Source organism: Pseudomonas indica NBRC 103045, from assembly GCF_002091635.1.
GTDB classification, from domain to species: domain Bacteria; phylum Pseudomonadota; class Gammaproteobacteria; order Pseudomonadales; family Pseudomonadaceae; genus Pseudomonas_M; species Pseudomonas_M indica.
The window spans coordinates 14,115-38,956 of sequence record NZ_BDAC01000010.1; the positions used below are offsets into that span (position 1 = coordinate 14,115).

General features: G+C 63.7%; 21 protein-coding genes and 1 pseudogene. 11 read left to right on the plus strand and 11 right to left on the minus strand.

What is annotated here, in order from left to right:
- Positions 1-33 precede the first annotated feature (33 nt).
- Positions 34-660: a TetR/AcrR family transcriptional regulator gene (locus tag PIN01S_RS13195; protein WP_090257222.1), complete on the minus strand. Its 627-nt coding sequence runs from the start codon at positions 658-660 to the stop codon at positions 34-36.
- A gap of 64 nt (positions 661-724) precedes the next feature.
- Positions 725-2,317: a bifunctional 3-(3-hydroxy-phenyl)propionate/3-hydroxycinnamic acid hydroxylase gene (locus tag PIN01S_RS13200; RefSeq protein ID WP_084336141.1), complete on the minus strand. Its 1,593-nt coding sequence runs from the start codon at positions 2,315-2,317 to the stop codon at positions 725-727.
- A 400-nt stretch (positions 2,318-2,717) separates the two neighbouring features.
- On the opposite strand from PIN01S_RS13200, the pseudogene PIN01S_RS27130 reads away from it, so the two are divergent.
- The 6 genes and pseudogenes from PIN01S_RS27130 to PIN01S_RS13230 all read left to right on the plus strand — a co-directional run.
- Positions 2,718-2,834, plus strand: a pseudogene (locus tag PIN01S_RS27130) (TetR/AcrR family transcriptional regulator); the annotation flags it as partial.
- 69 nt (positions 2,835-2,903) lie between these two features.
- Complete coding sequence (locus tag PIN01S_RS13210; RefSeq protein ID WP_084336142.1) at positions 2,904-3,995, plus strand: VOC family protein; 1,092 nt, start codon at positions 2,904-2,906, stop codon at positions 3,993-3,995.
- 148 nt (positions 3,996-4,143) lie between these two features.
- Positions 4,144-5,100, plus strand: coding sequence for a fumarylacetoacetate hydrolase family protein (locus tag PIN01S_RS13215; RefSeq protein WP_084336143.1), 957 nt, complete (start codon positions 4,144-4,146; stop codon positions 5,098-5,100).
- Positions 5,100-7,055, plus strand: coding sequence for an acyl-CoA synthetase (locus PIN01S_RS13220; RefSeq protein ID WP_084336144.1), 1,956 nt, complete (start codon positions 5,100-5,102; stop codon positions 7,053-7,055). Before PIN01S_RS13215 ends, PIN01S_RS13220 begins: the two co-directional genes overlap by 1 nt.
- 118 nt (positions 7,056-7,173) lie before the next feature.
- Positions 7,174-8,865 carry a DUF1302 domain-containing protein gene (locus tag PIN01S_RS13225; protein ID WP_084336145.1) on the plus strand — a complete coding sequence of 564 codons (1,692 nt, stop codon included), beginning with the start codon at positions 7,174-7,176 and terminating at the stop codon, positions 8,863-8,865.
- Between the two features lie 14 nt (positions 8,866-8,879).
- Positions 8,880-10,238 carry a DUF1329 domain-containing protein gene (locus tag PIN01S_RS13230; RefSeq protein WP_084336316.1) on the plus strand — a complete coding sequence of 453 codons (1,359 nt, stop codon included), beginning with the start codon at positions 8,880-8,882 and terminating at the stop codon, positions 10,236-10,238.
- Between the two features lie 507 nt (positions 10,239-10,745).
- On the opposite strand, the gene PIN01S_RS13235 is transcribed toward PIN01S_RS13230, so the two are convergent.
- Entirely contained in the window at positions 10,746-11,183 is a 438-nt protein-coding gene (locus tag PIN01S_RS13235) for a nucleoside deaminase (RefSeq protein WP_084336146.1), read from the minus strand.
- Between the two features lie 189 nt (positions 11,184-11,372).
- Here PIN01S_RS13235 and PIN01S_RS13240 point away from each other — a divergent pair, with 189 nt between their 5' ends.
- Together PIN01S_RS13240 and PIN01S_RS13245 are read left to right on the plus strand one after the other, a co-directional pair.
- Positions 11,373-11,684 (plus strand): RebB family R body protein, encoded by a 312-nt coding sequence (locus tag PIN01S_RS13240; RefSeq protein WP_084336147.1) that lies wholly within the window; start codon positions 11,373-11,375, stop codon positions 11,682-11,684.
- 61 nt (positions 11,685-11,745) lie between these two features.
- Positions 11,746-12,054 carry a RebB family R body protein gene (locus PIN01S_RS13245; RefSeq protein WP_084336148.1) on the plus strand — a complete coding sequence of 103 codons (309 nt, stop codon included), beginning with the start codon at positions 11,746-11,748 and terminating at the stop codon, positions 12,052-12,054.
- Between the two features lie 59 nt (positions 12,055-12,113).
- On the opposite strand, the gene PIN01S_RS13250 is transcribed toward PIN01S_RS13245, so the two are convergent.
- The gene (locus PIN01S_RS13250; protein WP_084336149.1) at positions 12,114-12,752 is read right to left on the minus strand and encodes an HAD-IA family hydrolase; all 639 of its coding nucleotides are present in this window, start codon (positions 12,750-12,752) and stop codon (positions 12,114-12,116) included.
- A 119-nt stretch (positions 12,753-12,871) separates the two neighbouring features.
- Entirely contained in the window at positions 12,872-14,536 is a 1,665-nt protein-coding gene (locus PIN01S_RS13255; protein WP_244505981.1) for a L,D-transpeptidase family protein, read from the minus strand.
- Positions 14,537-14,738: 202 nt separating this feature from the next.
- Here PIN01S_RS13255 and PIN01S_RS13260 point away from each other — a divergent pair, with 202 nt between their 5' ends.
- Positions 14,739-15,458, plus strand: coding sequence for a murein L,D-transpeptidase catalytic domain family protein (locus PIN01S_RS13260; RefSeq protein ID WP_084336150.1), 720 nt, complete (start codon positions 14,739-14,741; stop codon positions 15,456-15,458).
- A 9-nt stretch (positions 15,459-15,467) separates the two neighbouring features.
- Here the strand turns inward: PIN01S_RS13260 and PIN01S_RS13265 are convergent, their stop codons facing one another.
- Positions 15,468-15,995, minus strand: a complete 528-nt coding sequence (locus PIN01S_RS13265) for an SRPBCC family protein (RefSeq protein WP_084336151.1) — start codon at positions 15,993-15,995, stop codon at positions 15,468-15,470.
- A 587-nt stretch (positions 15,996-16,582) separates the two neighbouring features.
- On the opposite strand from PIN01S_RS13265, the gene PIN01S_RS13270 reads away from it, so the two are divergent.
- Positions 16,583-17,194, plus strand: a complete 612-nt coding sequence (locus PIN01S_RS13270; RefSeq protein ID WP_084336152.1) for a LysE family translocator — start codon at positions 16,583-16,585, stop codon at positions 17,192-17,194.
- Positions 17,195-17,215: 21 nt separating this feature from the next.
- Here the strand turns inward: PIN01S_RS13270 and PIN01S_RS13275 are convergent, their stop codons facing one another.
- The 5 genes from PIN01S_RS13275 to kdgD form a co-directional block, all read right to left on the minus strand.
- Positions 17,216-18,151, minus strand: coding sequence for a 2-hydroxyacid dehydrogenase (locus PIN01S_RS13275; RefSeq protein ID WP_084336153.1), 936 nt, complete (start codon positions 18,149-18,151; stop codon positions 17,216-17,218).
- A gap of 23 nt (positions 18,152-18,174) precedes the next feature.
- Positions 18,175-19,728, minus strand: coding sequence for a galactarate dehydratase (garD, locus tag PIN01S_RS13280; protein WP_084336154.1), 1,554 nt, complete (start codon positions 19,726-19,728; stop codon positions 18,175-18,177).
- 124 nt (positions 19,729-19,852) lie between these two features.
- Entirely contained in the window at positions 19,853-21,202 is a 1,350-nt protein-coding gene (gene gudD, locus PIN01S_RS13285; protein ID WP_084336155.1) for a glucarate dehydratase, read from the minus strand.
- A 91-nt stretch (positions 21,203-21,293) separates the two neighbouring features.
- A complete protein-coding gene (locus tag PIN01S_RS13290; protein WP_084336156.1) occupies positions 21,294-22,736 on the minus strand; it encodes an aldehyde dehydrogenase family protein in 1,443 nt (480 codons plus the stop codon).
- Between the two features lie 18 nt (positions 22,737-22,754).
- Positions 22,755-23,666: a 5-dehydro-4-deoxyglucarate dehydratase gene (gene kdgD / locus PIN01S_RS13295; RefSeq protein WP_084336157.1), complete on the minus strand. Its 912-nt coding sequence runs from the start codon at positions 23,664-23,666 to the stop codon at positions 22,755-22,757.
- 342 nt (positions 23,667-24,008) lie between these two features.
- Here kdgD and PIN01S_RS13300 point away from each other — a divergent pair, with 342 nt between their 5' ends.
- The gene (locus PIN01S_RS13300) at positions 24,009-24,830 is read left to right on the plus strand and encodes an NAD-dependent epimerase/dehydratase family protein (RefSeq protein ID WP_084336158.1); all 822 of its coding nucleotides are present in this window, start codon (positions 24,009-24,011) and stop codon (positions 24,828-24,830) included.
- The last annotated feature ends 12 nt before the right edge of the window (positions 24,831-24,842 follow it).

Below are 24,842 nucleotides of genomic sequence, written 5' to 3' on the forward strand. Positions count from 1 at the left end.
AGTTGGCAGATCGGAAGCGCATACTCCAGCGAGCTACAGGGCCTGCTGGGCGAGCTTACGGGCTCGAGCCGGGGTGGCTCCGAGGGCCTTAAGCACCATTTCGGCGACCTTAATGTCGTGATTCTCGACACCACGGCCCTCCACCACGGCTCGCATGCCGCCGACCCCGCAAGAAACCACCAGATCGAGGGCAATACCTTCGTCTTCGTAATTGAACACACCTTCTTCATGGCCCGCGCGCAGATCGCTGAGCACATGCTGGGCAATCGTCGAGCGGATTGCCTGATCGAAATGCACCACACGAATCACCGCGCTGGCCCAGTCGGGATCGGCGAAGGCCCGGCGAATGAACATTCGCACACCAATAGCCAACCGCCGCGAGCCGCTGTCTATCTCGGCGCTAAGGTTTGAGATCGTCTCGGAGAACTCATTGGCAAGCGCAATGCCCACCGCCTCGACAACCTCGTCCCGAGTGCGGAAGTAGTTGTAGATGGTACCGCTGGCAACCTCTGCCTCGCTGGCGACCTCGAGCAGAGCAACCTCACCGACTTCCTTGCGCGCGAACAGACGCAACGCCGCATCGATCAAGCCTTGACGCGTGCGCTCGCGCTTCTTGTGGCCGCGCGTCAAGGGGATGTCAGGTTTGGCGGTCTTACTCATCGGGGTACTCGCTGGGGAATCCGGCCCCGATGATAATGGAAGCTTTGGCATCGAGGCAGATCCTTTAGTGTCCCAGCAATGCGATGCTTTCGCTAACCAGCGTGGCGGCGCGCTCCTGGGGACCGTCATGCATGACGATACGGTCCGGCCGCACTACCGCCAGAGAGCGAAGCGGAGCGCCGCCGAGCAGGGCCTGACCGATATCCTCGACGAAAGGTGTTGTGGAGCCCCCTTTCTGACCGTGCAGCCCAACCTGCAGATAGCCGCCACCGCAGTTTTCCCAGCGCCGTTGTGCCTCAAGGTCCAGTTGCGCGCGAGGGTCTACGCCGAAGCCGACCAGGGTCAACTTATCGCCCAGGACGTCGTCGCTTAGGCGAATGGAGCCGCCAGCCTCTCGAACCAATCCCTGGGGGAAAAGACCGCCGCGGCGTAGTCCGCGCCCACAGTCGCGGCGCATGAACAGCCCCTCCTGGAAAATATTCCTCGGTTTGACCTCCAACTCGTCAAATTGCCGTCTGAGTACCGGGATCAGCCGCAGAATCCGCATCAACCCATGCCCGAGCAGGGCCATCGGCGCGTTGCTTGGCATGACTAGACGGCCCATCAACTTGGCCAAGGCGATCATCTTGCGAGCGTGCGGGCGGCGCTCCTGATCATAGGTATCGAGAATCCTTGCCTTAGCACGGCCGTCAAGCACCCAGGCCAGTTTCCAGGCCAGATTGGCGGCGTCACGTAGCCCCGCGACCAAGCCCTGACCGACGAAAGGCGGGGTGATATGCGCAGCATCGCCGATGAGGAAAACCCGCCCACGCTGAAAGCTGTCGCAGCATCGAGCATGAAACCGGTAGACCGCCTTGCGCTCGATCTTCAGCTGGCGGCGATCAACCCAGCGCTCCAGCAACGAGGCGATGTGCTCGTCGCTCTCCATCTGTTCGCGGCTCTCACCAGGGTGAAGCATGAATTCCCAGCGCTCTCGCCCCCCCGGAGCCGGCATATGCGGTGTCGGACGGCGGTGATCGCAGATGAACTCGACATGATCAATGGCTTGCCGTTCCCGCTCGGCGGCGTCCACGATCAACCAGTCTTCGCTGTAGCTTTGCCCCTCGAAGTCTTGGCCGATCAGGCCGCGCACCTTTGAACTGGCTCCGTCGGCACCCACCAGATAGCGGGCGCGAACTTGATGGCTGGCACCTTCCTCGTCGGTCAGCGTTGCGGTGACGCCGGTATCGTCCTGGCTAAGTTCCTTGAGCTCAAGGCCACCGACGCTACGGATATTGTCGAAGCGGCGATAGTGCTCGCGCATCGAGTGCTCCAAATCCGGCTGGTAGAAGGTCACCAGCTTTGGATGCCCATCGATGCTGCCACTGGTATTGGCGCGGCCGAACTGGCCAACCATCGGGCAATGCATGCGTACCTCGGGTATTACGATCTTCTCGAACGCCTCTTCGTCGAGACCAGCCAGCTGCAGGATACGCAGTGCTTCGTTGTCGAGTGCAATGGCACGGGGCATCAGCAGCACGTCGTGGATCTTGTCAACGACCAGCGCCTGCACACCGTAGCGGCCTAACAAAGCCGCCAGCGTCGCCCCCACTGGACCATTGCCAACGACCAGGACATCCACCATCTCCGGCAGCGCAAGCGTGTTCTTGTTTTGCATGTCAGTACCTTGTTGTCGAGCGGCAGGTTGGGTTTTGATCAAAACAACCAATATTGAAAAATATCTCAATATTGATAAATAACCATAAATTCAGCTCGACAGGCAAGACGAACAGCGAGCCGCCCCCCCCTGTTCATGGTTCGTCGAAGACGCTGAGAGTCCCGATCAATGATGGGAGCAGATGCGCCACTGGTCGGATATCTCAAGCCAGCGAAGGGCCTAGCAGTCATCGCGACCTGGGCCGGGATGCTCTGGAAAGCGTGACGGCTGATGGATTGACTCGCGGCATGCCGTACAAGCAAGAGCACTAGATGACCAAATTATCAAAAATGATGAATTGATCATTTTTGAATGATGTGGCATTTTTCAGCAAACCACCAATCTGGAAGATGCCTCGTAGACCTGGCGTGGTGCTGGTAGCGACACCGCAGAGTTGGTTCTGCGCGCCTTGGGTATGTCAGAAGAAGCTCGAAAACTGGCGACAGCCGAGCTCCCCCCCTTGCTTGCCCTGGAGTGATCGCACGAGCAATACGCGCGTAGCTCTAGCTAGTCGGATAGATGCTGAAGTAAATCCCGGAGAACAATAATGACCCTACGCTCTGCCTCCCCCGTACTCGCGACTGCCCACCCTTCGCGATACCTAAAGCCGACAGTCAAGGCACAAGCCCTCGCCCATTTGATCTTTGAACGTCCAGATCTGGATAAGGCAGAGCAATTTCTCTTGGACTTTGGCCTGAGAATTGCCCGACGAGATGTCAACTGCCTCTACTTGCGCGGCACCGGGGCAGCCCCTTACTGCTATCGCGTGCATCATGCCGAACGGGCCCGCTTCGTGGGATTCGGCCTGACAGTCGAGACGCGAGCGGACCTTGAGCGTGTTTCCCGCCTGTCTGGCGCTTCGCCTATCGAACCCCTGGAAGGCCCTGGCGGTGGCGAACGGGTACGACTGACCGACCCGTCCGGCTTTCTGATCGAGGCCATCCATGGTCAGCACGCAGCGGATGTCATTCCGCATCGATTGCCACTGCCGATGAATTGGGTCGATGAAGCACCTCGCATCAATGCGACTCAGCGCCCTCCGATTGCACCGCCAGAAGTCATCAAGCTGGGCCATGTCGTACTTGAGGTGGCTGATTACCAGGCTACTTGTGCCTGGTACACGCAACACTTCGGCTTCATCCCCAGCGATGTGCAGGTACTGCCGGACGGTTCCCCTGCGGTCACTTTCATGCGTTTGAATCTCGGCGATACCCCCGCGGATCACCACACCCTGGCGATCGCCCAGGGCTTCATGGCTGCCTACAGCCACAGCGCCTACGAACTGGTCGATGCCGACGCCGTCGGCATGGGGCAGCGCGTGCTGCGCGAACGCGGCTGGAAACATGCCTGGGGCATCGGTCGGCACATCCTCGGTAGCCAGATCTTCGACTACTGGCAGGACCCCTGGGGCGACAAGCACGAGCACTACTGCGACGGTGATCTGTTCACCGCAGACCACCCAACCGGCGTGCATGCGGTCAGCCCCGAGGCGATGTCGCAGTGGGGCCAGCGCATGCCCAAGAGCTTCACCAAACCCGTAGTCAACCTGGCCAATCTCAAGGCGATGCTGCGCAACCTGCGCCGCAGCCCGGACCTGACCCTGCACAAGCTGATCACGCTGGCACGAATGTTCGGCTAGGGCCGTCCGCATGTCGAACTGGAAGCGCCGAGCCCTGCTCAAGACCGGCCTCGCCCTGGCTGGTGCAGCAATGCTGCCAGCCAGCGCCAGCGAAAAACAAAAAACCACCGCCTCCGTGCAACCAACCGCTTCACCGGGAGCCCCTGCCATGCCTGTCCAAGTAGTCCGCTTCGAGCACCAGAACCACGTCCAATGGGGCGTAGTCCGCCAGGGGCGCATTTCACTCATTCCCGGCGAATACGCCAGCACCGGCGATCTGATCCGCCACACCCGGGTGGGCGAACTGGCGGCCTTGCCTGACGGCGATCTGCCGCTCGACACGGTGAAGCTGCTCTCGCCCATCACCCGCGACCAGAAATTCGTCTGCCAGGGCGCCAATTACCGGCAGCACATGATCGAGTCCGGCATGGACCCGGACGTGAAGAACTTCAACATGATCTTCACCAAGGCGACCAGTTGCATCGTCGCGGCGGACAGCGAGCTGATCAAGCCACGCAACGTGCGCTTTCTCGACTACGAGATCGAGTTGGGCCTGGTGCTCCGGCGCGACATCACCGGCCCGGTCCGGGTCACCGACGCCAACCTGCATGAGTTCGTCGCCGGCGTGGTGATTGTCAACGACTACTCGGCACGCGACATCCAGATCCCCCAGATGCAGTTCTACAAGGGCAAGAGCTACCGCACCTTCGGCCCTGTCGGCCCCTATCTCTGCCTGCTGGAAGCCAAGGACCTGCCCTACTTGAAGAAGCTGCAGCTGCGCCTGACGGTGAATGGCCAGGTGCGCCAGAGCGACAGCACCGCCAACCTGGTCTACGGCCCTGCGGAAACCCTCACCGAGCTATCCGGCGTGCAGGACTTCACCGCTGGCGACCTGATCGCCACCGGTACCCCGGCAGGCTGTGCACTGACCATCCCTTCGCCGACCAAACAGCGCATTGCGGTCCTGCTGCCAGAGGCCGTGAAGTGGAAAGCCTTCATGAAGGCGCAGGAGGGACGCAGCAGTTACTACCTGAAGAAAGGCGACGTGGTGGAGGCGAGCATCCGTAGCGCGGACGGTGTGATCGATCTGGGCACACAACGCAATGTCGTGGTGGAGCAAGCCTGATGGCCGTCAGTTCGATTCTCGATATTCACGCCATCGAGCAGGTTCCACTGAGCGAGCGCGGGCTTGCCGCCAACACCTATGCAGCCCTGCAACGCTGCGCGGCGGAGCATGCGGACTCACCAGCCCTGAGTTTCCTTCTCGACGCCAAGAAATTCCAACGCACCCATGACTGGAGCTATGCCGAGCTTTTCGCCGACATCACCCGCGCGGCCAATGCCTTCCATCACCTCGGTATCGGCCCCCGCGACGTAGTCGCCTTCCTGTTGCCCAACCTGCCGGAAACCCACCTCACCATCTGGGGTGGCGAGGCGGCCGGCATCGTCATGGCGATCAATCCCCTGCTCGAAGCGCCGCAGATCGCCGAACTGCTCCGTGCGGCAAAGGCCAAGCTGGTGGTGACTCTGGCGCCAACACCAGGCAGCGACCTGTGGAACAAACTGGCCAGCCAGCTGGACCGCCTGCCCAGCGTGCAGGATGTGGTATGGGTGAACATGACCCCCTACGTCGGCACGCTTCCAGCCCTGGTCCTGCGCGGGCTGGCCCTGCGCGAGAAACTCCGCCATCGTAAGCTGCGCATTCATGACCTGCGCGCGCTGATGCGTCGACAACCGGGTGATCGCCTGCAGAGCGGCCGGCAAATCCACCCGGAAGAACCCTCCTCATATTTCTGCACCGGCGGCACCACCGGGCTACCGAAGATCGCCATGCGCACGCACGGCTCCGAGGTCTTCAACGCCTGGGCAATGGCTGCCAATCTGCAGCCGCGGGTTACGAGCCAGGTGATCTTCTGCGGCCTGCCGCTATTTCATGTGAATGGTCAGTTGGTCACCGGCCTGATGCCCTGGACCCAGGGCGACCGGGTGATCATCGGTACGCCCCAGGGCTACCGCGGCGAAGGCGTGATCGCGAACTTCTGGGCCATGGTCCAGCACTTCGGTATCAACTTCTTCTCCGGCGTACCCACGGTCTACTCGGCCCTGCTGCAGCAACCGGCCAGCGGCTATGACATCTCCAGCCTGCAGTATGCCCTGTGCGGTGCGGCGCCCATGCCCGTTGAACTGTTCCGCGAGTTCGAGCAGCGCATCGGTGTGCGCATCCTTGAAGGCTACGGCCTGACCGAAGGCGCTTGCGTTTCATCCGTCAACCCAGCGGATGGCGAACGACGGATCGGCTCCGTCGGCCTGCGCCTGGCCTACCAGGACATGCGCGCAGTGATCCTTGATGAGGCAGGCAACTACCTTCGCGATGCACAAACGGACGAGGCCGGTGTTATCGCCATCCAGGGCCCCAATGTGTTCGCGGGGTATCTGGACGCCATGCACAACAAGGGGGTCTGGATCGATATCGACGGCCAGCGCTGGCTGAACACCGGCGACCTGGGGCGTCAGGATGCCCAGAGCTACTTCTGGCTGACCGGGCGCAAGAAGGAGTTGATCATCCGCGGCGGCCACAACATCGATCCCAAGCAGATCGAGGAAGCCCTGCAGGCTCACCCCTCGGTAGCCCTGGTCGCGGCGGTCGGCAGCCCGGACGCCCATGCCGGCGAGGTACCAGTCGCCTATGTACAACTGAACCCTGGCGCAAGCTGCGATGAACAGACCCTACTGGCTTTTGCCGCCCAGCACATTGCCGAGCGGGCCGCCGTGCCAAAGCGCATCGAGGTCCTCGATGCGCTGCCGGTGACACCGGTGGGCAAGATCTTCAAGCCGGCCCTGCAGCAGCGGGAAATCGCGCAGGTGGTGCGCCGGGAAGCCCAGGCGCTCGGCCTTGCGCAGCTCGATATCGAGGTCATTCAGGATACCCGCCGCGGACTGGTTGCCCAGATATCGGCAGGCACCCATCAGGAGCCTCTTGCCCTAGCGCTCGGACGCTACAGCTTCCAGATCGAATGGCTCGACTCACCCCACAGGAGGTCATCCGACACCCAGACCGAACGCCAAGCAATGAGCCGTTGACCCGGCAAACAGCAGACATCGCCTCGAGCCGATGCCCCGGCACCGGCCCGCGGAGTCAGCGACGAAAGAAAGAGGCTCCGAACGAGCCCAACAACAATAACAAGAGGTAGTGCAAACAATGACTTCCATACAGCCATTGTGGCGTCGGGCTCGCCTTGCCTTCGCCATGACCCTTGCGACATTCACCAGCGGCATGGCCTCGGCGGTTACCTTCCAGCTTGGCGAGATCGAGGGCCAGTTCGATTCAAATCTGTCCGTGGGCGCGAGCTGGGCACTGCGCAACCCCGACCCGGACCTGTTGCACGACCCGGCATCCGATGATGGCCGACGCAACTTCAAGAAAGGCGAAACCTTCTCCAAGGTCTTCAAGGGTATTCACGATCTCGAACTCAAATATGGAGAGAGCGGCCTATTCTTGCGCGGCAAGTATTGGTACGACTTCGAACTGAAGGACGAGAGCCGGCTGTTCAAGGACATCGACGATCACAACCGCAAGGAGGCTGCCCAGTCCTCCGGCGCCGAACTGCTGGATGCCTTCATCTACCACAACTACCAGATCGGCGATCTTCCCGGCACTGTTCGCCTGGGTAAGCAGGTGGTGAGCTGGGGCGAGAGCACCTTCATCCAGGGTGGCATCAACACCATCAATCCCATCGATGTCACGGCTTTCCGCAGACCCGGTGCCGAGGTCAAGGAAGGCCTGATCCCAGTCAACATGCTCTATCTGTCGCAGAGCATCACCGAGGAAGTCTCGCTCGAAGGCTTCTACCAGTTGGAATGGGATCAGACGGTAGTCGACAACTGCGGCACCTTCTTCGCGCCAGTCGATGTCGTTGCCGACGGATGTGAGGGGCTGGACACGCCCTTTGGCATAACCATCCCCCGGGCCGGTGACCGCGATGCTCGAGACAGCGGTCAGTGGGGCGCCGCATTGCGCTGGTTTGCCCCCGGACTGGATAGCGAGTTCGCCGCCTACTTCATCAACTACCATAGCCGGCAGCCCTACTTCAGCACCCAGACTGCGACCACCACTGGCGACCTGAGTACCTCGAAGTATTTCATCGAGTACCCGGAGGATATCCGCCTCTATGGCTTGAGCTTCAGCACCATGCTTCCCACCGGCACCACCCTGGCCGGAGAAATCAGCTACCGACCCAACATGCCAGTGCAGATCAGCCCCGTGGATCTCGTTGCTGTCTCCTCGGGTATACCGGTGCTAACGCCGCTGCTGTCCTCTGGCGCCATCCAATTCAGCAACGGCATGGACGTCAACGGCTACCGGCGCAAGGAGGTGACCCAGGCGCAGGTAACCGCAACCCATTTCTTCGACCAGGTGATGGGCGCCGACCGCCTGACGCTGGTCGGTGAAGTAGGTGTGACCCATGTAGGTGCGCTGGAAGGCCGAGGAGACGTGAGATATGGCCGCAGTACAGCCTATGGCCAAGGCGCGCTCTATCCGGATAACAACCTGTGCACCGCGTTGACCAATTCAGCGATGCCGAACAACTGCAGCGACGACGGATTCGTCACTGGTACCTCCTGGGGCTATCGCGTGCGAGCCATCTGGGAGTACAGCAACGTCATTCCTGGTGTGGAGCTACGCCCCAATCTGGCCTGGTCCCAGGATATCAATGGCTACGGCCCCGAACCGGGCTTCAACGAGGGCGCCAAGGCGATCAGCCTGGGCATCGATGCCAGCTATCTCCATATCTACAACGCCAGCCTGTCTTACACCGACTACTTCGGTGGCGACTACAACACCAACATCGATCGCGACTTCGTCGCCCTGAGCTTTGGCGTGTCCTTCTGATGAGTGCCATCAACATGAAAACAATAAATCTGCTCCTTGCGACCCTGACCCTGTCTCTCCACTGCAGCCTCCAGGCGGCGGTTTCAACCGCCGAGGCCGAGAAATTAGGAACCGTACTGACACCCGTCGGTGCGGAAAAAGCCGGCAATGCCGACGGCAGCATACCGGCCTGGACTGGCGGCCTGGAGAAGGCTGCCGGAAATCTCGACAGTAGCGGTCGGCTGAGCAATCCCTATGCAAGTGAACAGCCGCTTTTCATCATCGACGCCAAGAACCAGGCCCAGTACGCCGACAAGTTGACCGATGGCCAGCGCGCCATGTTCAAGCGCTATCCGGAGAGCTACCGGTTGCGCGTCTTCCCGACGCACCGCAGCGCGGCGATGCCCGAGTTCGTCTACGAGGCCGCCGCCCACAATGCCGTTAATGCAAAACTGCTGGCAGAGGGCAACGGGCTGGAAAATTTTGAAACTGCCATTCCCTTTCCCATCCCCCAGAACGCACTGGAAGTGTTGTGGAACCACCTGACCCGCTATCGCGGCGGCAGCGTGCGGCGCACCTACGTCCAGGCGGTGCCACTGGCGAACGGAAACTACACGCCCGTTTACTTCAAGCAGCAACTCACCTACCGCGACCAACTGGCCGACTTCGACTCGCAGTCGCCGGGCAATGTACTGTTCTATTACAAGGAACTGATCACTGCCCCTTCACGCCTGGCAGGGGACGTCGTCATGGTTCACGAAACCCTCGATCAGGTGAAGGAACCGCGCAAAGCATGGATTTACAACGCAGGGCAGCGCCGGGTCCGACGTGCTCCACAGATCTCCTATGACGGCCCCTTCCCGGCTTCCGACGGACAACGTGTCGCCGACAACCTCGACATGTACAACGGTGCACCAGATCGCTACGACTGGAAGTTGCTGGGCAAAAAGGAAATCTACATTCCCTACAACAATTTCCAGCTGGAATCGGCCGATCACAAGTACAGCGACATTATCAAACCCGGCCACCTGAACTCTGATTTGGCCCGCTACGAACTGCATCGTGTATGGGTGGTCGAGGCGACGCTTAAACCGGGTCAGCGGCACATCTACGCGAAGCGTGTGTTCTTCATTGACGAGGACACCTGGCAGATCGTATTGGCTGATCATTTCGATACTCACGGCACACTGTGGCGAGTGGCCGAAGGCTTCATGACCCCGATCTACGACAAGCAGATTCCCTGGCTGGGAACCGAGACGCTGTACGACCTCCTCAATGGTCGATACATCATCGCCGGCATGCGCAACGAAGAGAAAGAAGCACAGGAGTTCGGCTTTAAAGCTTCCTCTGCCGAATACACTCCAGCCGCTCTGCGCAATGCGGGAGTGCGCTGACGCGTTGCTCCATCTTCACGGCCCAACAGCCTGAGCCTTTACCGCCCTCCGGGGCGGTCTTTTTATGCGCGCGAACCCAGCTACCAACATGACCAGTAAATATCCCCCGGCTAAGCCGGGGATTACCTTGTTTATTTATTCACCCGACGATGCGAATGATGATGCCCGCTAATACGACCTTTTCTCTGTGCGAGGCAAACCCCTCTCCCCTAAAGGGTAGAGGGGAGATATTCGTGCCGCCTGTCCTGATGAAGTGATCCTGATACCTAGCGTTGTCTGAAGGATTACGGAGTGACTGCCAGAAGTAACTCGCCGGGGGGCGAAACAAGAAGGGGCTGCTGAACTCAATAATCGGTTTGGTTCAGAACCATCTAGCACACTGCCCTAGACAGACAAACGCACCCTTGTGCGCCGACACAGACGTGTAGGGGCGAATTCATTCGCCCAGCGAAACCACGGCGGCGAATAAATTCGCCTACGTGATCGGCGTGGTGCAGGCCTCCGCAGCTATTCGCCGATATCCTCGTTCCACAACTCCGGCCGGTTGGCGATGAAGTCCTGCATCAGACGGATGCAGGTTTCGTCCTGCAACACTTCGACCGCCACCCCGCGCGAACGCAACAGTGCCTCTTCGCCGAGAAAGGTGCGGTTTTCGCCGACGATCACCTTGGGAATGCCATACAGCAGGATCGCCCCGCTGCACATCGCACAGGGCGACAGGGTGGTGTAGAGCACCGACTCCCGGTACACCCGGGCCGGCTGGCGTCCGGCGTTTTCGAAGGCATCCATCTCGCCATGCCGGATCGCACTGCCCTGCTGCACCCGCCGGTTGTGGCCGCGTCCGATGATCCGTCCCTTGTGGACGATCACCGAGCCGATGGGAATGCCTCCTTCGGCCAGCCCTTGCTGCGCCTCTTCGATTGCCGCCTGCATGAACGCGTCCATGGTGTCCTCACTGTGAGGGGCTCGACCGCCGTCTGGCGGAATACGAAGGAAGCCTAGCAAACCGGAACTAAGCTCACGCTCATTGAGCAACGACGACACATACCCACGTTTTTTCACAACAAGGACCGTCATGCGTTCCTCATGACAGCACGACCCGAGTCGTGTGTTCATCCACAGGGAGAAACAAACATGGCAAACGTGAATGAAATGATCACCGACGCAGTCACCCAGTCCAACGTGAAAGTGGTCGCCGAAGCGCCGGCCATGGCCATGGGCTCGATCTACCAGACCATGGCCCATTCCACCGGTATCCTGTTCCAGAACGCCGTTTCCGCGCAGCAGCAGCAGAACACGCTGTCCCAGGCTTCCACCACCATGGGCGTGATGCAGATCTACAGCGTCGACACCGCCGCCGATGCGGGAGCGACGGAGAAGATCGGCCAGTTGGGCGTCGCCGACAACCTGACCAGCCTGCTCACCGTCCTCAAGTCCTTCCAGTAAGGGCGAGAGGTCCCCCAACACAGTTCCCCGGAACAGCCATCTCGATTAACGGAGCATTCCTATGCCTGTGAACAACCAGATCACCGATGCCGTGACCCAATCCAACGTGAAAGTCATCGGCGAAGCGCCGGCCATGGCGATGGGCTCGGTCTACCAGACCATGGCCCACTCCACCGGCATCCTCTTCGAAAACGCCGTCTCGGCCCAGCAACAGCAGAACACGCTGTCCCAGGCCTCCACCACCATGGGCGTGATGCAGATCTACAGCGTCGATACCGCCGCCGATGCAAGTGCGACGGAGAAGATCGGCCAGTTGGGTGTCGCCGACAACCTGACCAGCCTGCTCACCGTCCTCAAGTCCTTCCAGTAACCCCTCCCCTCGCTGCCCCGGAGTCCGCTCCGGGGCAGCGCTCCGTCCGGGATGTGGAGTCAGGCTTCGAGATAGGCCTGGGCGGCCATCATGTGGCCGATGATGGGTACCGGACAGCTCGCGGGGTCGAGCAGGCCGCCGGGATCGAAGCCGAGTACCCGGACGCCCGCGGCAAGCCCCGCCTCGATGCCCTGCAGGCTGTCGTCGATCAACAGGCAGCGTTCCGGTTTCACGCCCAGCCGCTCGGCGGCGTGCAGGATCAGGCCGGGTTCGGGCTTCCATGAGCCCACTTCGTAGGCACTCACGATATGCCCCTCGAAGGATTCGAGCAGGCCGACCGAGGTGAGGCAGGTTTCGATCTTCGCCCGTGGGCCGTTGGAGGCGACGGCTTTCTTCAGCGCCAGGCTGTGGACGAACTCCAGCGCCCCCGGCATCGGCTCGAGGTGCTGGCGGAACAGCGGCAGGCTGCGCTCGCGATAATCGTGGCGCACGGATTCCGCATCGAGTTGCGGATAACGCCCGCACAGCCCGGCGAGAAACGCCTCGAACTTCACGCCACGCACCAGACGCAGCACCTCGCTCAGCCCCAGCGCGATACCGAAGCCGCCGAGCAGTTCCACCAGCAGCGAAGCGGCCAGCTTTTCGCTGTCCACCAACGTGCCATCGCAATCGAACAGTACCGCCTCAATCACCGCCATTTCCCCGCCTGCAGACTTCCAGGGTCGCACCGTAGTGCCGAGGCTACTCTACCCGCCCGGCGCGGCGCTTTCATGTCGAAAGGCGTATCGGCCGATGTGCGGCAAAGCTCAGGGTGGCGTCATGATTCTCCGGCCGGCGCCGGAGCGGCCGAGGCGATGCCCGGCCGGGGCGCGTTCAAGGCCGCCAGGATACGCGCGTCGTGGCCGTACATGTCGGGGCGGAACAGCAGCTCACCATGCTCGCCGACCTGCACTGTCCAGTAGGCCAGCAGTACCGGCACCGGATGTGGCAGATCGGCCCGCAGGGTGCGGCCGCTCTCCCACTGGCGCTGGATACGTTCGCGATCCTGCGGGCTGGCGTCGGCCAATAGCTGATCGATGAGCTGCGACACGTTCTCCACTCGGACACAGCCGGAACTGAAGGTACGCGGCAGGTTGTCGAACAACCGCTGGCTCGGGGTGTCATGCAGGTACACGGAGAACGGGTTGGGAAAGCGGATCGCCACCTGGCCCAGCGCATTGTGCGACCCGGCGTCCTGGCGCAGGCGGATGGCACCGGGGTTGTACCAATCCACGCTGCGCGGGTCCAACTCGTTGCCCTCACGGTCGAACACCCGCATGCGGTTCTCCGCGAGGTAATCCGGGTTGCGGCGGATTTCCGGCAGCTTGTCCACACGCAGGATGGTGGGCGGGACGGTCCAGGTCGGGTTCAGGGTGAGATGAGTGATCACGGACCTCAGCACCGGCGTCGCCCGTGTCGGGCGTCCCACCTGGGTACGGGCCCGCCACACCGGCTCGCCGTCGCGGTAGAACACCACCTCCGCCCCGGCGATGTCCACCACCACGCCCGTCGGGCTGATCTCCCGGTAGAGCCAGCGCAAGCGCTCGAGGTTGACGCGAATCTGCTCCATGCGCTCCGCCGGCGAGCGGTTCAGCGCCGCCATGGTCTGCGGCCCGACGATGCCGTCTTCTTTCAGCAGGTGATAGCGCTGGAAGGTCTTCACCGCCATCACCCGTTCCTCGCTGTAAAGGTGCTCGCCTTCCCGATGCTCTCCAGCTTCCGTGTTCAACAGCAGCCTCGGCAGGTAGCCCTCGCTCACCAGGCGCTGCTCCAGCATCGGCACGCGGGCGTCCACCGCCCCCGGCTTGAGCAGCGGGCCGCTGGGAATCGGCAACCACACGGGCAGCGGCTGGCCACGCCGCGCCGCATACAGTCGGCGCAACTCACGGTAGGGCTTGAAGTCGGGCCGCGCCCGTTCGAAGGCGGCGGGCAGGTCGTCGAGCCCGGCCTCGGCATCGGCCAGCAGTGCCGTCTGGTCGACCACCGGCGCAGTCCCTTCCGCATGCCAGATGGGTTCCACCGTGGCCGGGTCGAGCTGGCCGAAACGCAGGTGATGGAGTGCCTGCCAGTAAGCCTGCGTGGCCAGTGCATCGCGACAGGCGATGAAGCGCGGCGAGTGCGTTTCGATGGCGCGCAACTGACGCAGGGCCGTGACGAAGTAGCGCTCCGGGTCCAGTCCGTCGTCGGCCAGGCGTGCCAGTTGCTCGGTCAACGCCTCCAGGTGCTCGTCGTCCCAGGCGGGCTGGAAGTCTCGCTGCTGGTAAAAGGCTCGCAGGGCATCGAGGCTGGCGGCATCCAGCGGAATGGCCGGGGCCAGGCAACTCAAACGGGTATCGATCAGTTGCTGACGAATGCCTTCCGTCGGCTCGTCCGCCGTTTCGGCTCGGATCGGTTGTACAAGGGCCATCAGCCCGACCAGCAGGAATGTATATTTCTTGAACAACTTCAGCTCCAGGCGAGGCCCTGATAGAATCCCGCATCTTTTTTGAATCACGTCACATTTCGCACTCTAGAGCGGCCGGTGATACGGGCTTCGAAAAAGATGCCTTCTACAAGGTGACAACATCTCCGGCGCAGAGGTTGCTGGATTTCGAACCACAAGCAGGCGGCAGGAAGCGAAGGCCAGCATCACAGAGACCTTCTTCATGATGACCACTCTTCGGCGGCTCTCGTTGACCGCAATCAGCATTGCGGTGTTTTCCGCCCAGGCCCAGAGCGCCGAACCGGTCCCCACCTTCCCCTTGGTGGACAGCCTCGCCCTGACGGCTCCGACCCTCAATCGCAAGATTCTCCAGCACGCCGTCGCGGCCATGGAATGCGCCATCAACAACGGCGCCCGTCCGGCCCAGCGCCTGGCGATCATCGATTTCTCCCTGCCCTCCACCGAGCGCCGCCTGTGGATCTTCGACCTGGCCAGCCAGACGCTGCTGCTGCGCGACCTGGTGGCCCACGGGCAGAAGTCGGGGGACAACTTCGCCACCCGCTTTTCCAACGACACCGGCAGTCACCAGTCCAGCCTCGGCCTGTTCCGCACGAGCGAGAGCTACATTGGCAAGCACGGCTACTCGCTGCGCATGGATGGCCTGGAGCCCGGTGTAAACGACCGTGCCCGCGAGAGGGCCATCGTCATCCACCCGGCGGACTACGTGAATCCGGCCTGGATCGCCCGCCAGGGCCGCATCGGCCGCAGCCAGGGCTGCCCGGCGGTGCGTCCGGAGGTGGCGAAGATGGTGATCGACAGCCTCAAGGGCGGGCAGTACATCTTTTCCTACTACCCCGACCAGAAATGGCTGCAGTCCTCGGTCTACCTGAACTGCCAGCCCCGCCAAGTGGCGCGCATCCTGGCCAGCGCGGCGAGCGACTGACGGCGCCGCTCAGCGCTCGGCCATGGCCTTGAGGTTCGCCAGCCCCGCCTCGAAATCCGGCCCGACCATGCCGTCCATGCTGAAGAACACCTGCATCAACTTCGCCATGAACGGGCTCGGGCCATACATGGCCCAGGTGACCTGGGTCGCGCCGCCCTGCTCCTGCAGCACGAAGTCGGCAGTGTTATGGGCTTCGAACGGCCGGAAGAAGTCCAGACGGATGCGCACCCGCGACGGTTCGGCCGCCTCCACGATCTCCATCCGCCCGACGCCGACGTTCTCGTCGCCTTCCCACTCGTAGATCGCCCCTTCGCCACTGGCGGGCCCACGGAAATGGCGCCTCATCGCCGGGTCTTTCTTTTCATAGGGCGACCACTCGCGCCACTTGTGCAGATCGACGATCAGCGGAAACACTTCCGAAGCCGGCGCCTCGATGCGCGCGGTCCGCTCGATGCGGAAGCTGTCCGGCCGGCTCGCGGCGTAGGCCAGCAGCGCGGCGATCAGCACGCCGAAAACGATAGCGATGGTCTTGAACATGGTTCCCTCCCGTGCGGATTGGCTGACGGTCCTGCGCTCCGGCAAACAGTCTGGACGAATATTCGCAGGATGCACGATTTAGTCGTTTGGCAATGAGGGGAATCGACAGGGGCTGGGGTGAGTTTGCGTTGGTTGGTGTTGCTGGAAAGTCCTGAGCCAAACCGATTACTGAGTTCAGCAGACACTTCTTGTTTCGCCCCCCGGCGAGTTACTTCTGGCAGTCGCCCCAGAAGGTAACCAAGAGGGCTTGCCCCGGCATCCGGGTCTCGCTTCGCGAGACTCCCCTCCCTCCATCGCCGTTCCGGGGGCCGACCTCGGCGGCCCCGCACGAAGGGCCATCCCTGGCCAATCGCACCTCTCGCGGCATCCATGCCGCTCGTCCCCCTACACGACGATTCCGCTCGGCCTCCTGACGGGGCGTCCGCGTTGGCCGCACCTCCCCCACAAGTCTTGGAAATGACAAGCGTCAGGATCACTTCGCTACGCCGGGCTGCCACCCTCCCAAGCCCCCTGGACAGCAAAACGACGAATCGGTAGCGTCGGTCGGGTTGCCCAACAGGAAGCCACCCCGGAAGGAGCCCATCGCCATGAAACTCTACCCGCTGTTCCTGCTGGTGGCCGCCGCCACGGTGCTGAGCCCCGGGCCCGGCGTGCTGATGACGCTGACCAACAGCCTGCGCCACGGGTTTGCCAATACCCTCGGCGGCATTCTCGGCATTGCCTTCGGCGCCCTGCTGGTCGCCGCGCTCTCCGCCACCAGCGTTGGCCTGATCCTGGCCACCTCGGCAATGGCCTTCACCCTGCTCAAGCTCCTCGGCGCGGCGTACCTGATCTACCTCGGCCTCCGCCTGTGGCGCGCGCCGGCGTTCAGCTTCGAGGCGCAGCCGAGCCGCCGGACCGGCTTCGCCCGGCGCTTCCTCGAAGGGCTGTCGCTGCAACTGACCAACCCCAAGGCGATCTTTTTCTTCCTCTCGGTGTTCCCGCAGTTCATCGATCCGCAGCAGGATTACGCCACCCAGTTCACCACCCTGGTCTGCACCTACAGCGCGCTGGTGGTGGCCATTCACTGCCTGTACGCGCTGTTCGCCCACGGCGCCCGCGGCTGGCTCGCCTCTCCGCGCGGCGGTCGGTTGATCAACCGCATCGGCGGCGCGACTTTCATCGGCTTCGGCATCGCCCTGGCCAGCGCCCGGCGTTGATGAACGGCCCGGCCGGCGGGCTCACACCGGCGTCAGCATTTCCCCGCGCTCGAGGAAGGCGCTGAGGTTGTCCAGCAGCAGGCGTTCCATGGCCAGGCGGGTTTCCTGGGTGGCGCTGCCGATGTGCGGCAGCAGGACCACCTGGGGCATCTCGCGCAGGGCAGCCGGGACGTGCGGTTCGTGGGCGAAGACGTCCAGCCCGGCGCCGCCGAGGCGACCGTCGCGCAGGGCTTCGACCAAGGCCGCTTCATCCACCACCGAGCCACGGGCGACGTTGACCAGGATGCCTTCCGGCCCCAGCGCCTCCAGCACGTCGCGCCCGATCAGGTGACGGGTGTCGGCGCCACCGACGCAGGTCAGCACGAGGAAATCCGCCCAATGCGCCAGCGCCAGCAGACTGGGTTCGTAGCCGTAGGGACAGCCCGCCACGGGGCGGCGGTTGTGGTAGCGCACCGCCATGTCGAAGCCACTGGAGCGGCGCGCCACGGCCTGGCCGATCCGCCCCAGGCCGACGATACCCAGGCGCTTGCCGCTGACCTTGCGCGCCAGCGGGAAGGCCTGCTCCGGCCAGGCCCCTTCACGGACGAAGCGGTCGGCGCGGGACATCTGCCGCGCCGTATCGAGGACCAGACCGAACGCCAGGTCGGCCACACAGTCGTTGAGCACGTCCGGGGTGTTGCTCACCGGAATCCCCCGGGCCCGCGCCGCTTCCACGTCGATGGCGTCGTAGCCGACACCGAAGCTGCAGATGGCCCGCAGCCGGGGCAGTCGCTGGATCAGCCCGGCGCTGCAACCGAAGCGCGACGAGGTGACCACGATGTCGATCCGCTCGCCCTGCTCGGCGAGCAGCGCCTCGGCATCGTGCTCCCAAAGCGCATGGACCTCGTAGTCCTCGGCCAGCCCGCGGTTGAAGCGCTCGGTGAGCGGACCGACCTGGAGGATGCAGGGGATGCTCATGAAACTGCTCCTTACGCCAGGGCTCAGGTAATCGGCGCCGGGTTGAACAGGACGATGTCATTGTGCAGCCGGTGGCGCTCGGCCCAGGTCTGCTTTCTTCCGCTGGCCACGTCCAGGTAGTAGTGGAATAGCTCCCAACCCAGTTCTTCGAGGGTCGCGCGGCCGGTGGCGACGCGGCCGGCGTCGATGTCGATCAGGTCCGGCCAGCGCTCGGCCAGTTCGGTACGGGTCGAGACCTTGACCACCGGCGCCATGGCCAGGCCGTAGGGCGTGCCGCGTCCGGTGGTGAACACGTGCAGGTTCATGCCCGCCGCCAGTTGCAGGGTGCCGCAGACGAAATCGCTGGCCGGCGTGGCGCAGAAGAGCAGGCCCTTGCGGGTGAAGCGCTCGCCCGGACCGATCACGCCGTTGATGGCGCTGCTGCCGGATTTGACGATGGAGCCCAGCGCCTTCTCGACGATATTGGACAGGCCGCCCTTCTTGTTGCCGGGCGTGGTATTGGCGCTGCGGTCGGCCTCGCCGCGCTGCAGGTAGCGGTCGTACCAGTCCATCTCGCGGATCAGCGCGTCGGCGACTTCCGGCGTCTCGGCGCGGGAGGTGAGCATGTAGATGGCGTCGCGCACCTCGGTGTTCTCCGAGAACATCACGGTGGCGCCGGCGCGTACCAGAAGGTCGGCAGCAAAACCCAGGGCCGGGTTGGCGGTGATGCCGGAAAAGGCGTCGCTGCCGCCGCACTGCATGCCGAGCACCAGGTCCGACGCCGGGCAGGTCACCCGGCGGCGCTGGTCGAGCTTGCGCAGGCGGTCCTCGGCCAGGGCCATGATCTGCTCGATCATTTCGCCGAAGCCGGTGCTGGCATCCTGCAAGCGGTACAGCCAGGGCTCACGCAGATCCACCGAGGGATCGTCGGCGTGCATCACCTGCTCGGCCTGCAGCTTTTCGCAGCCGAGCCCGATCACCAGCGCCTCGCCGCCCAGGTTGGGGTTGCGCGCCAGGTTGCGTACGGTACGGATCGGGATGTAGGCGTCGCGGGCGTTGATCGCCACGCCACAGCCGTAGCTGTGGGTCAGCGCCACCACGTCGTCGACGTTCGGATACTTCGGCAGCAACTCCGCGCGGATGCGCTTCACCGCATGTTCGAGCACGCCGGTGACACATTGCACGGTGGTGGTGATGCCGAGGATGTTGCGCGTGCCGACCGTGCCGTCGGCGTTGCGGTAGCCCTCGAAGCTGTAGCCCTCCAAGGGCGCCAGCGGTGCCGGCACGGCGTCGCAGCGCGGCAGGCTGTCCAGCGGCGGCGCACTGGGCATGCGCAGTTGGGTCTCGCGTACCCAACTGCCACGGGCAATGGGCTGCAGGGCATAGCCGATGACTTGCCCGTAGCGGCGTATCGCCTGGCCCTCGCCGATATCCGTCAGCGCCACCTTGTGGCTCTGCGGCACGGCTTCGACGGTGACCAGGCCGTCGGCGAACTGCGCGCCGGCCGCCACGCCACCGTCGTTGACCACCACGGCGACGTTGTCTTCCGCGTGCAGGCGGATGTAGCGCAGGGAATCCTGGTGTTGGATCAGTTGCACGATGTCACCTTCGGTTCTCCGGGTTCCGGCCCGGTTGTTGTTCTGTTGGTTCCGGGGAAGAGCGACGCGAAGAGCCCCTCTCCCCCGGCCCCTCTCCCGTAAACGGGCGAGGGGAGCACTCGCATCAGCGCACCATGCACGGCCGCTTGTTGTCGAAGCGCCAGTCCTTGATCAGGTACTGCATGGCGATGGCATCGTCGCGCGCACCCAGGCCCTTCTGCTGGTACAGCTCGTGGGCCAGCCACAGGGCGTCCCAGTCCAGCTCGACGCCGAGGCCCGGCTTCTTCGGTACCTCCACCCTGCCGCCTACGATCCGCAGCGGCTCGCGGGTCAGGTGCTGGCCATCCTGCCAGATCCAGTGGGTGTCGATGGCGGTGATCTTGCCCGGCGCGGCCGCCGCCACGTGGGTGAACATGGCCAGGGAAATGTCGAAGTGGTTGTTCGAATGCGAGCCCCAGGTCAGGCCCCAATCGTGGCACATCTGCGCCACCCGCACCGAGCCGGCCATGGTCCAGAAATGCGGATCGGCCAAGGGAATGTCCACCGATTGCAACTGGATGGCATGGCCCATCTGCCGCCAGTCGGTGGCGATCATGTTGGTGGCGGTGGGCAGGCCGGTGGCGCGGCGGAATTCAGCCATCACCTCGCGGCCGGAATAGCCGTTCTCGGCACCGCAGGGGTCCTCGGCGTAGGCCAGCACGCCGTGCAGGTCGCGGCACAGTTCGATGGCTTCCTGCAGCGACCAGGCACCGTTGGGGTCGAGGGTGATGCGTGCCTGCGGGAAGCGTTCGGCCAGGGCACGGATCGCCTCGACTTCCTCGGCACCGCGCAATACGCCGCCCTTGAGCTTGAAGTCATTGAAGCCGTAGCGGGCATGGGCCGCTTCGGCGAGACGGACTATCGCCTCGGGGGTCAGCGCTTCTTCGTTGCGCACACGGAACCAGGCGTCGTCGGCGTCCGCCTCGCTGCGGTAGCCGAGGTCAGTCTTGTTGCGGTCGCCGACGTAGAACAGGTAGCCGAGCATTTCCACCGTGTCGCGCTGTTGGCCTTCGCCGAGCAGTGCCGCCACCGGCACGCCGAGGTGCTGGCCGAGCAGGTCGAGCAACGCCGCTTCCACGGCGGTGACGGCATGGATGGCGATGCGCAGGTCGAAGGTCTGCAACCCGCGCCCGCTGGCATCGCGGTCGGCGAAGGCCCGCCGCACGCAGTTGAGGATGGCGTTGAAGTCGCCCACCGGTTGGCCGACGATCAGGTCGCGGGCATCTTCCAGGGTCTTGCGAATGCCTTCGCCACCGGGCACTTCGCCGACGCCGGTGCGCCCGGCACTGTCAGTGAGCACGAGGATGTTGCGGGTGAAGTACGGGCCGTGGGCGCCGCTGAGGTTGAGCAGCATGCTGTCCTGCCCGGCCACCGGGACGACCCGCAGTTGCTGGATGACCGGCGTGTCGCTGGACGCCTGGTTCGGGGTGATCATGTTCCGGCTCCTTTCTTGTCGGGAGAAGGCCGGGGCGAGCCGATCGGCCTTCCTGTATCGGGTTTCGCCGCCGGCGTACCGGCGGGATGCGTCAGGACGCGATGTAGCTGGTCTTCACCGTGGTGTAGAACTCCTGGGCATAGCGGCCCTGCTCGCGCGGCCCGTAGGACGAGCCCTTCCGCCCGCCGAACGGCACGTGGTAGTCCACCCCTGCGGTGGGCAGGTTGACCATCACCATCCCCGCCTGGGCGTGCCGCTTGAAATGCTGGGCGTACTTCAGCGAGGTAGTGGCGATGCCGGCGGACAGACCGAACTCGGTGTCGTTGGCCATGGCCAGCGCCTCCTCGTAGTTCGCCACACGGACGATGTTGGCCACCGGTCCGAAGATTTCCTCGCGGCTGATGCGCATGGCGGCGTCGCTGTCGGCGAACAGGGTCGGCGCCAGGAAGTAGCCCTCGGTCTCGCAGCTCACCCGCTGGCCACCGGTCACCAACCGCGCGCCTTCATCGCGGCCGATGTCGATGTAGCGCAGGTCCTGTTCCAGTTGCGCCTGGGACACCACCGGGCCGATGTCGATGCCAGCCTTCAGCGCGTGGCCCACCTTGAGCTGGCCGACGCGCTCGGCCATGGCGGCGACGAAGCGGTCGTAGATACCGGCGGTGACGATCAAGCGACTGGACGCCGTGCAACGCTGGCCGGTGGAGAAGAACGCGCTCTGCACCGACAGCTCGACGGCGGTCTTGAGATCGGCGTCGTCGAGGATGACCTGCGGGTTCTTGCCGCCCATCTCCAACTGCACCTTGGCACCGCGGGCCACGCAGGCGGCGGCGATGCCGCGACCGACGCCCACCGAGCCGGTGAAGCTGATGCCATCGACGCGCTTGTCGTTGACCAACGCCTCGCCCACCACCCGGCCGCTACCCATCACCAGGTTGAACACCCCGGCGGGGAAACCGGCGCGGGAGATGATCTCGGCCAACGCCCAGGCGCAGCCCGGCACCAGGTCGGCCGGCTTGATCACCACGCAATTGCCGTAGGCCAGGGCCGGGGCGATCTTCCAGGCCGGGATGGCGATGGGGAAATTCCATGGCGTGATCAGGCCGATCACGCCCAGGGGCTCGCGGGTCACTTCGACGGCGATGCCCGGACGCACCGAAGCCAGCAGTTCACCGGACTGGCGCAGGCACTCGCCGGCGAAGAACTTGAAGATGTTGCCGGCGCGGGCCACTTCGCCGATGGACTCCGGCAGGGTCTTGCCCTCTTCCCGGGCCAGCAATTGGCCCAGTTCCTCGCGGCGGCCGAGGATTTCGCTGCCCACTTTGTCCAGCGCGTCGGCACGCGCCTGGATGCCGGAGGTCGACCAGGCCGGAAAGGCCTCGCGGGCCGCGGCGATAGCAGCGGACACCTGGGCCGCGTCGGCCTGGGCGTACTCGCCGAGGCTGTCGGACAGGTCCGAAGGATTGATGTTGGTGGAGTAGCTGGCGCCTGCCACCCACTCCCCGCCGATGTAGTTGTCGAAGCGTTGCGTTGCCACGGGAAACCTCCTGTTCGGTTATTGCGCGCCCTGGGCTTCGACCAGTGCGGCGAGCTTTTCGTACTCTTCCGGCAAAAGGTCGGTGAGCGGTGCGCGGACCGGGCCGGCGTCATGGCCGACGATGCGCGCACCGGCCTTGACGATGCTGACCGCGTAGCCGGCGCGGCGGTTGCGGATTTCCAGGTACGGCAGGAAGAACTCGTCGATCAGCTTGCCGACGGTGGCGTGGTCGTCGGCGGCAATCGCGTTGTAGAACGCCATCGCGGTCTTCGGAATGAAGTTGAACACCGCCGAGGAATACACCGGCACGCCCAGCGCCTTGTAGGCGGCGGCATAGACCTCCGCAGTCGGCAGGCCGCCGAGGTAGCTGAAGCGGTCTCCCAGGCGACGGCGGATGGACACCATCAGCTCGATGTCGCCGAGGCCATCCTTGTAGCCGACCAGGTTTGGGCAGCGCTCGGCCAGGCGCTCCAGCAGCGCCGGGGTCAGGCGGCAGACGTTGCGGTTGTAGACCACCACACCGATCTTCACCGACTTGCAGACCTGCTCGACGTGGGCGGCGACGCCCTCCTGGCTGGCTTCGGTCAGGTAGTGCGGTAGCAGCAGCAGGCCTTTGGCGCCGAGGCGCTCGGCCTCCTGGGCGTACTGGATGGCCAGGCGGGTCGGGCCGCCGACGCCGGCAAGGATCGGTACGCTGCCGGCACAGGTGTCCACTGCGGTCTTGATTACCGAGGAGTACTCGTCCGGTGCCAGGGAGAAGAACTCGCCGGTACCGCCGGCGGCGAACAGCGCCGAGGCGCCGTAGGGAGCGAGCCATTCCAGGCGGCGCGCATAGCTGGCGGCGTTGAATTCACCCGCCGCATCGAAATCGGTCACCGGGAACGACAGCAGGCCGGTCGAGAGGATGGACTTCAGTTCTTGTGGATTCATTGTGCGAAGACCTTGCAGATGGGACGAAAAAGGGAGCGGCCACGAAAGCCTGAGAAAGTTATATGTCATCGTACAACTAAAAGTAAAGCCGTCGACGAGACTTTCCCGGTTCATCCGTCGCCCTGCTCCGCTTCATGCCTTCTTTTTCGGGGATCACAGGCACGCAAGCCAAGCGGCACAGCCATGCGCGCGGACACCGGCTCCACGCACACCGCTCCAATGAGCGAAGCGGCCCCGCCTTCGACATTCGTCGCGTTGACAAAGGCCCTGAGGCGTGTCGATAATTCGACCCATGTCATACGACAACAGATGACAATTCTAAAAACAAAGGCGAACAAGCCCATGAACACCAGCACTCCAGCCCAGGCTTTCGATCGCGTCCTGCTCACAGGCGCTGCGGGAGGTCTGGGCAAAGTCCTGCGGGAAACCCTGCGCCCCTATGCCAAGGTCCTGCGTCTCTCCGATATCTCCCCCATGGCCCCTGCGGCCGGCACCCATGAAGAAGTGGTGCCCTGCGATCTCGCCGACAAGGCCGCGGTGAATACCCTCTGCGAAGGCGTCGATGCCATCGTCCACTTCGGCGGCATCTCGGTCGAACGGCCCTTCGAAGAAGTCCTCGACGCCAACATCCGTGGCGTCTTCCACATCTACGAAGCCGCCCGCCGCCACGGCATCAAGCGCGTGGTTTTCGCCAGCTCCAACCACGTGATTGGCTTCTACAAGCAGAGCGAGACCCTCGACGCCAACGCCCGCCGCCGCCCGGACGGCTATTACGGCCTGTCGAAGTCGTTCGGCGAAGACACCGCCAGCTTCTACTACGACCGCTACGGCATCGAGACCGTGAGCATCCGCATCGGCTCGTCGTTCCCGGAGCCACAGAACCGCCGGATGATGTCGACCTGGCTGAGCTACCGCGACCTCACCGAACTGATCGGCCGTTCCCTGTTCACCCCGAACGTAGGCCACACCATCGTCTATGGCATGTCCGCCAATCGCGACGTCTGGTGGAACAACCACCTGGCCGCGCACCTGGGCTTCGTGCCACAGGACAGCTCGGAAGTCTTCCGCGACAAGGTCGAGGCCCAGCCCGCCCCCGCCGCCGACGACCCGGTGGCGGTCTACCAGGGCGGCGCTTTCGTCGCAGCCGGTCCGTTCGAAGATTGATCCCGGCACAAG

Bases quoted from the DNA above. Each gene is read 5' to 3' on its own strand.
- PIN01S_RS13195 (WP_090257222.1), bottom strand. From the start codon at position 660: ATGAGTAAGACCGCCAAACCTGACATCCCCTTGACGCGCGGCCACAAG.
- PIN01S_RS13200 (WP_084336141.1), bottom strand. From the start codon at position 2,317: ATGCAAAACAAGAACACGCTTGCGCTGCCGGAGATGGTGGATGTCCTG.
- PIN01S_RS13210 (WP_084336142.1), top strand. From the start codon at position 2,904: ATGACCCTACGCTCTGCCTCCCCCGTACTCGCGACTGCCCACCCTTCG.
- PIN01S_RS13215 (WP_084336143.1), top strand. From the start codon at position 4,144: ATGCCTGTCCAAGTAGTCCGCTTCGAGCACCAGAACCACGTCCAATGG.
- PIN01S_RS13220 (WP_084336144.1), top strand. From the start codon at position 5,100: ATGGCCGTCAGTTCGATTCTCGATATTCACGCCATCGAGCAGGTTCCA.
- PIN01S_RS13225 (WP_084336145.1), top strand. From the start codon at position 7,174: ATGACTTCCATACAGCCATTGTGGCGTCGGGCTCGCCTTGCCTTCGCC.
- PIN01S_RS13230 (WP_084336316.1), top strand. From the start codon at position 8,880: ATGAAAACAATAAATCTGCTCCTTGCGACCCTGACCCTGTCTCTCCAC.
- PIN01S_RS13235 (WP_084336146.1), bottom strand. From the start codon at position 11,183: ATGGACGCGTTCATGCAGGCGGCAATCGAAGAGGCGCAGCAAGGGCTG.
- PIN01S_RS13240 (WP_084336147.1), top strand. From the start codon at position 11,373: ATGGCAAACGTGAATGAAATGATCACCGACGCAGTCACCCAGTCCAAC.
- PIN01S_RS13245 (WP_084336148.1), top strand. From the start codon at position 11,746: ATGCCTGTGAACAACCAGATCACCGATGCCGTGACCCAATCCAACGTG.
- PIN01S_RS13250 (WP_084336149.1), bottom strand. From the start codon at position 12,752: ATGGCGGTGATTGAGGCGGTACTGTTCGATTGCGATGGCACGTTGGTG.
- PIN01S_RS13260 (WP_084336150.1), top strand. From the start codon at position 14,739: ATGATGACCACTCTTCGGCGGCTCTCGTTGACCGCAATCAGCATTGCG.
- PIN01S_RS13265 (WP_084336151.1), bottom strand. From the start codon at position 15,995: ATGTTCAAGACCATCGCTATCGTTTTCGGCGTGCTGATCGCCGCGCTG.
- PIN01S_RS13270 (WP_084336152.1), top strand. From the start codon at position 16,583: ATGAAACTCTACCCGCTGTTCCTGCTGGTGGCCGCCGCCACGGTGCTG.
- PIN01S_RS13275 (WP_084336153.1), bottom strand. From the start codon at position 18,151: ATGAGCATCCCCTGCATCCTCCAGGTCGGTCCGCTCACCGAGCGCTTC.
- gudD (WP_084336155.1), bottom strand. From the start codon at position 21,202: ATGATCACCCCGAACCAGGCGTCCAGCGACACGCCGGTCATCCAGCAA.
- kdgD (WP_084336157.1), bottom strand. From the start codon at position 23,666: ATGAATCCACAAGAACTGAAGTCCATCCTCTCGACCGGCCTGCTGTCG.
- PIN01S_RS13300 (WP_084336158.1), top strand. From the start codon at position 24,009: ATGAACACCAGCACTCCAGCCCAGGCTTTCGATCGCGTCCTGCTCACA.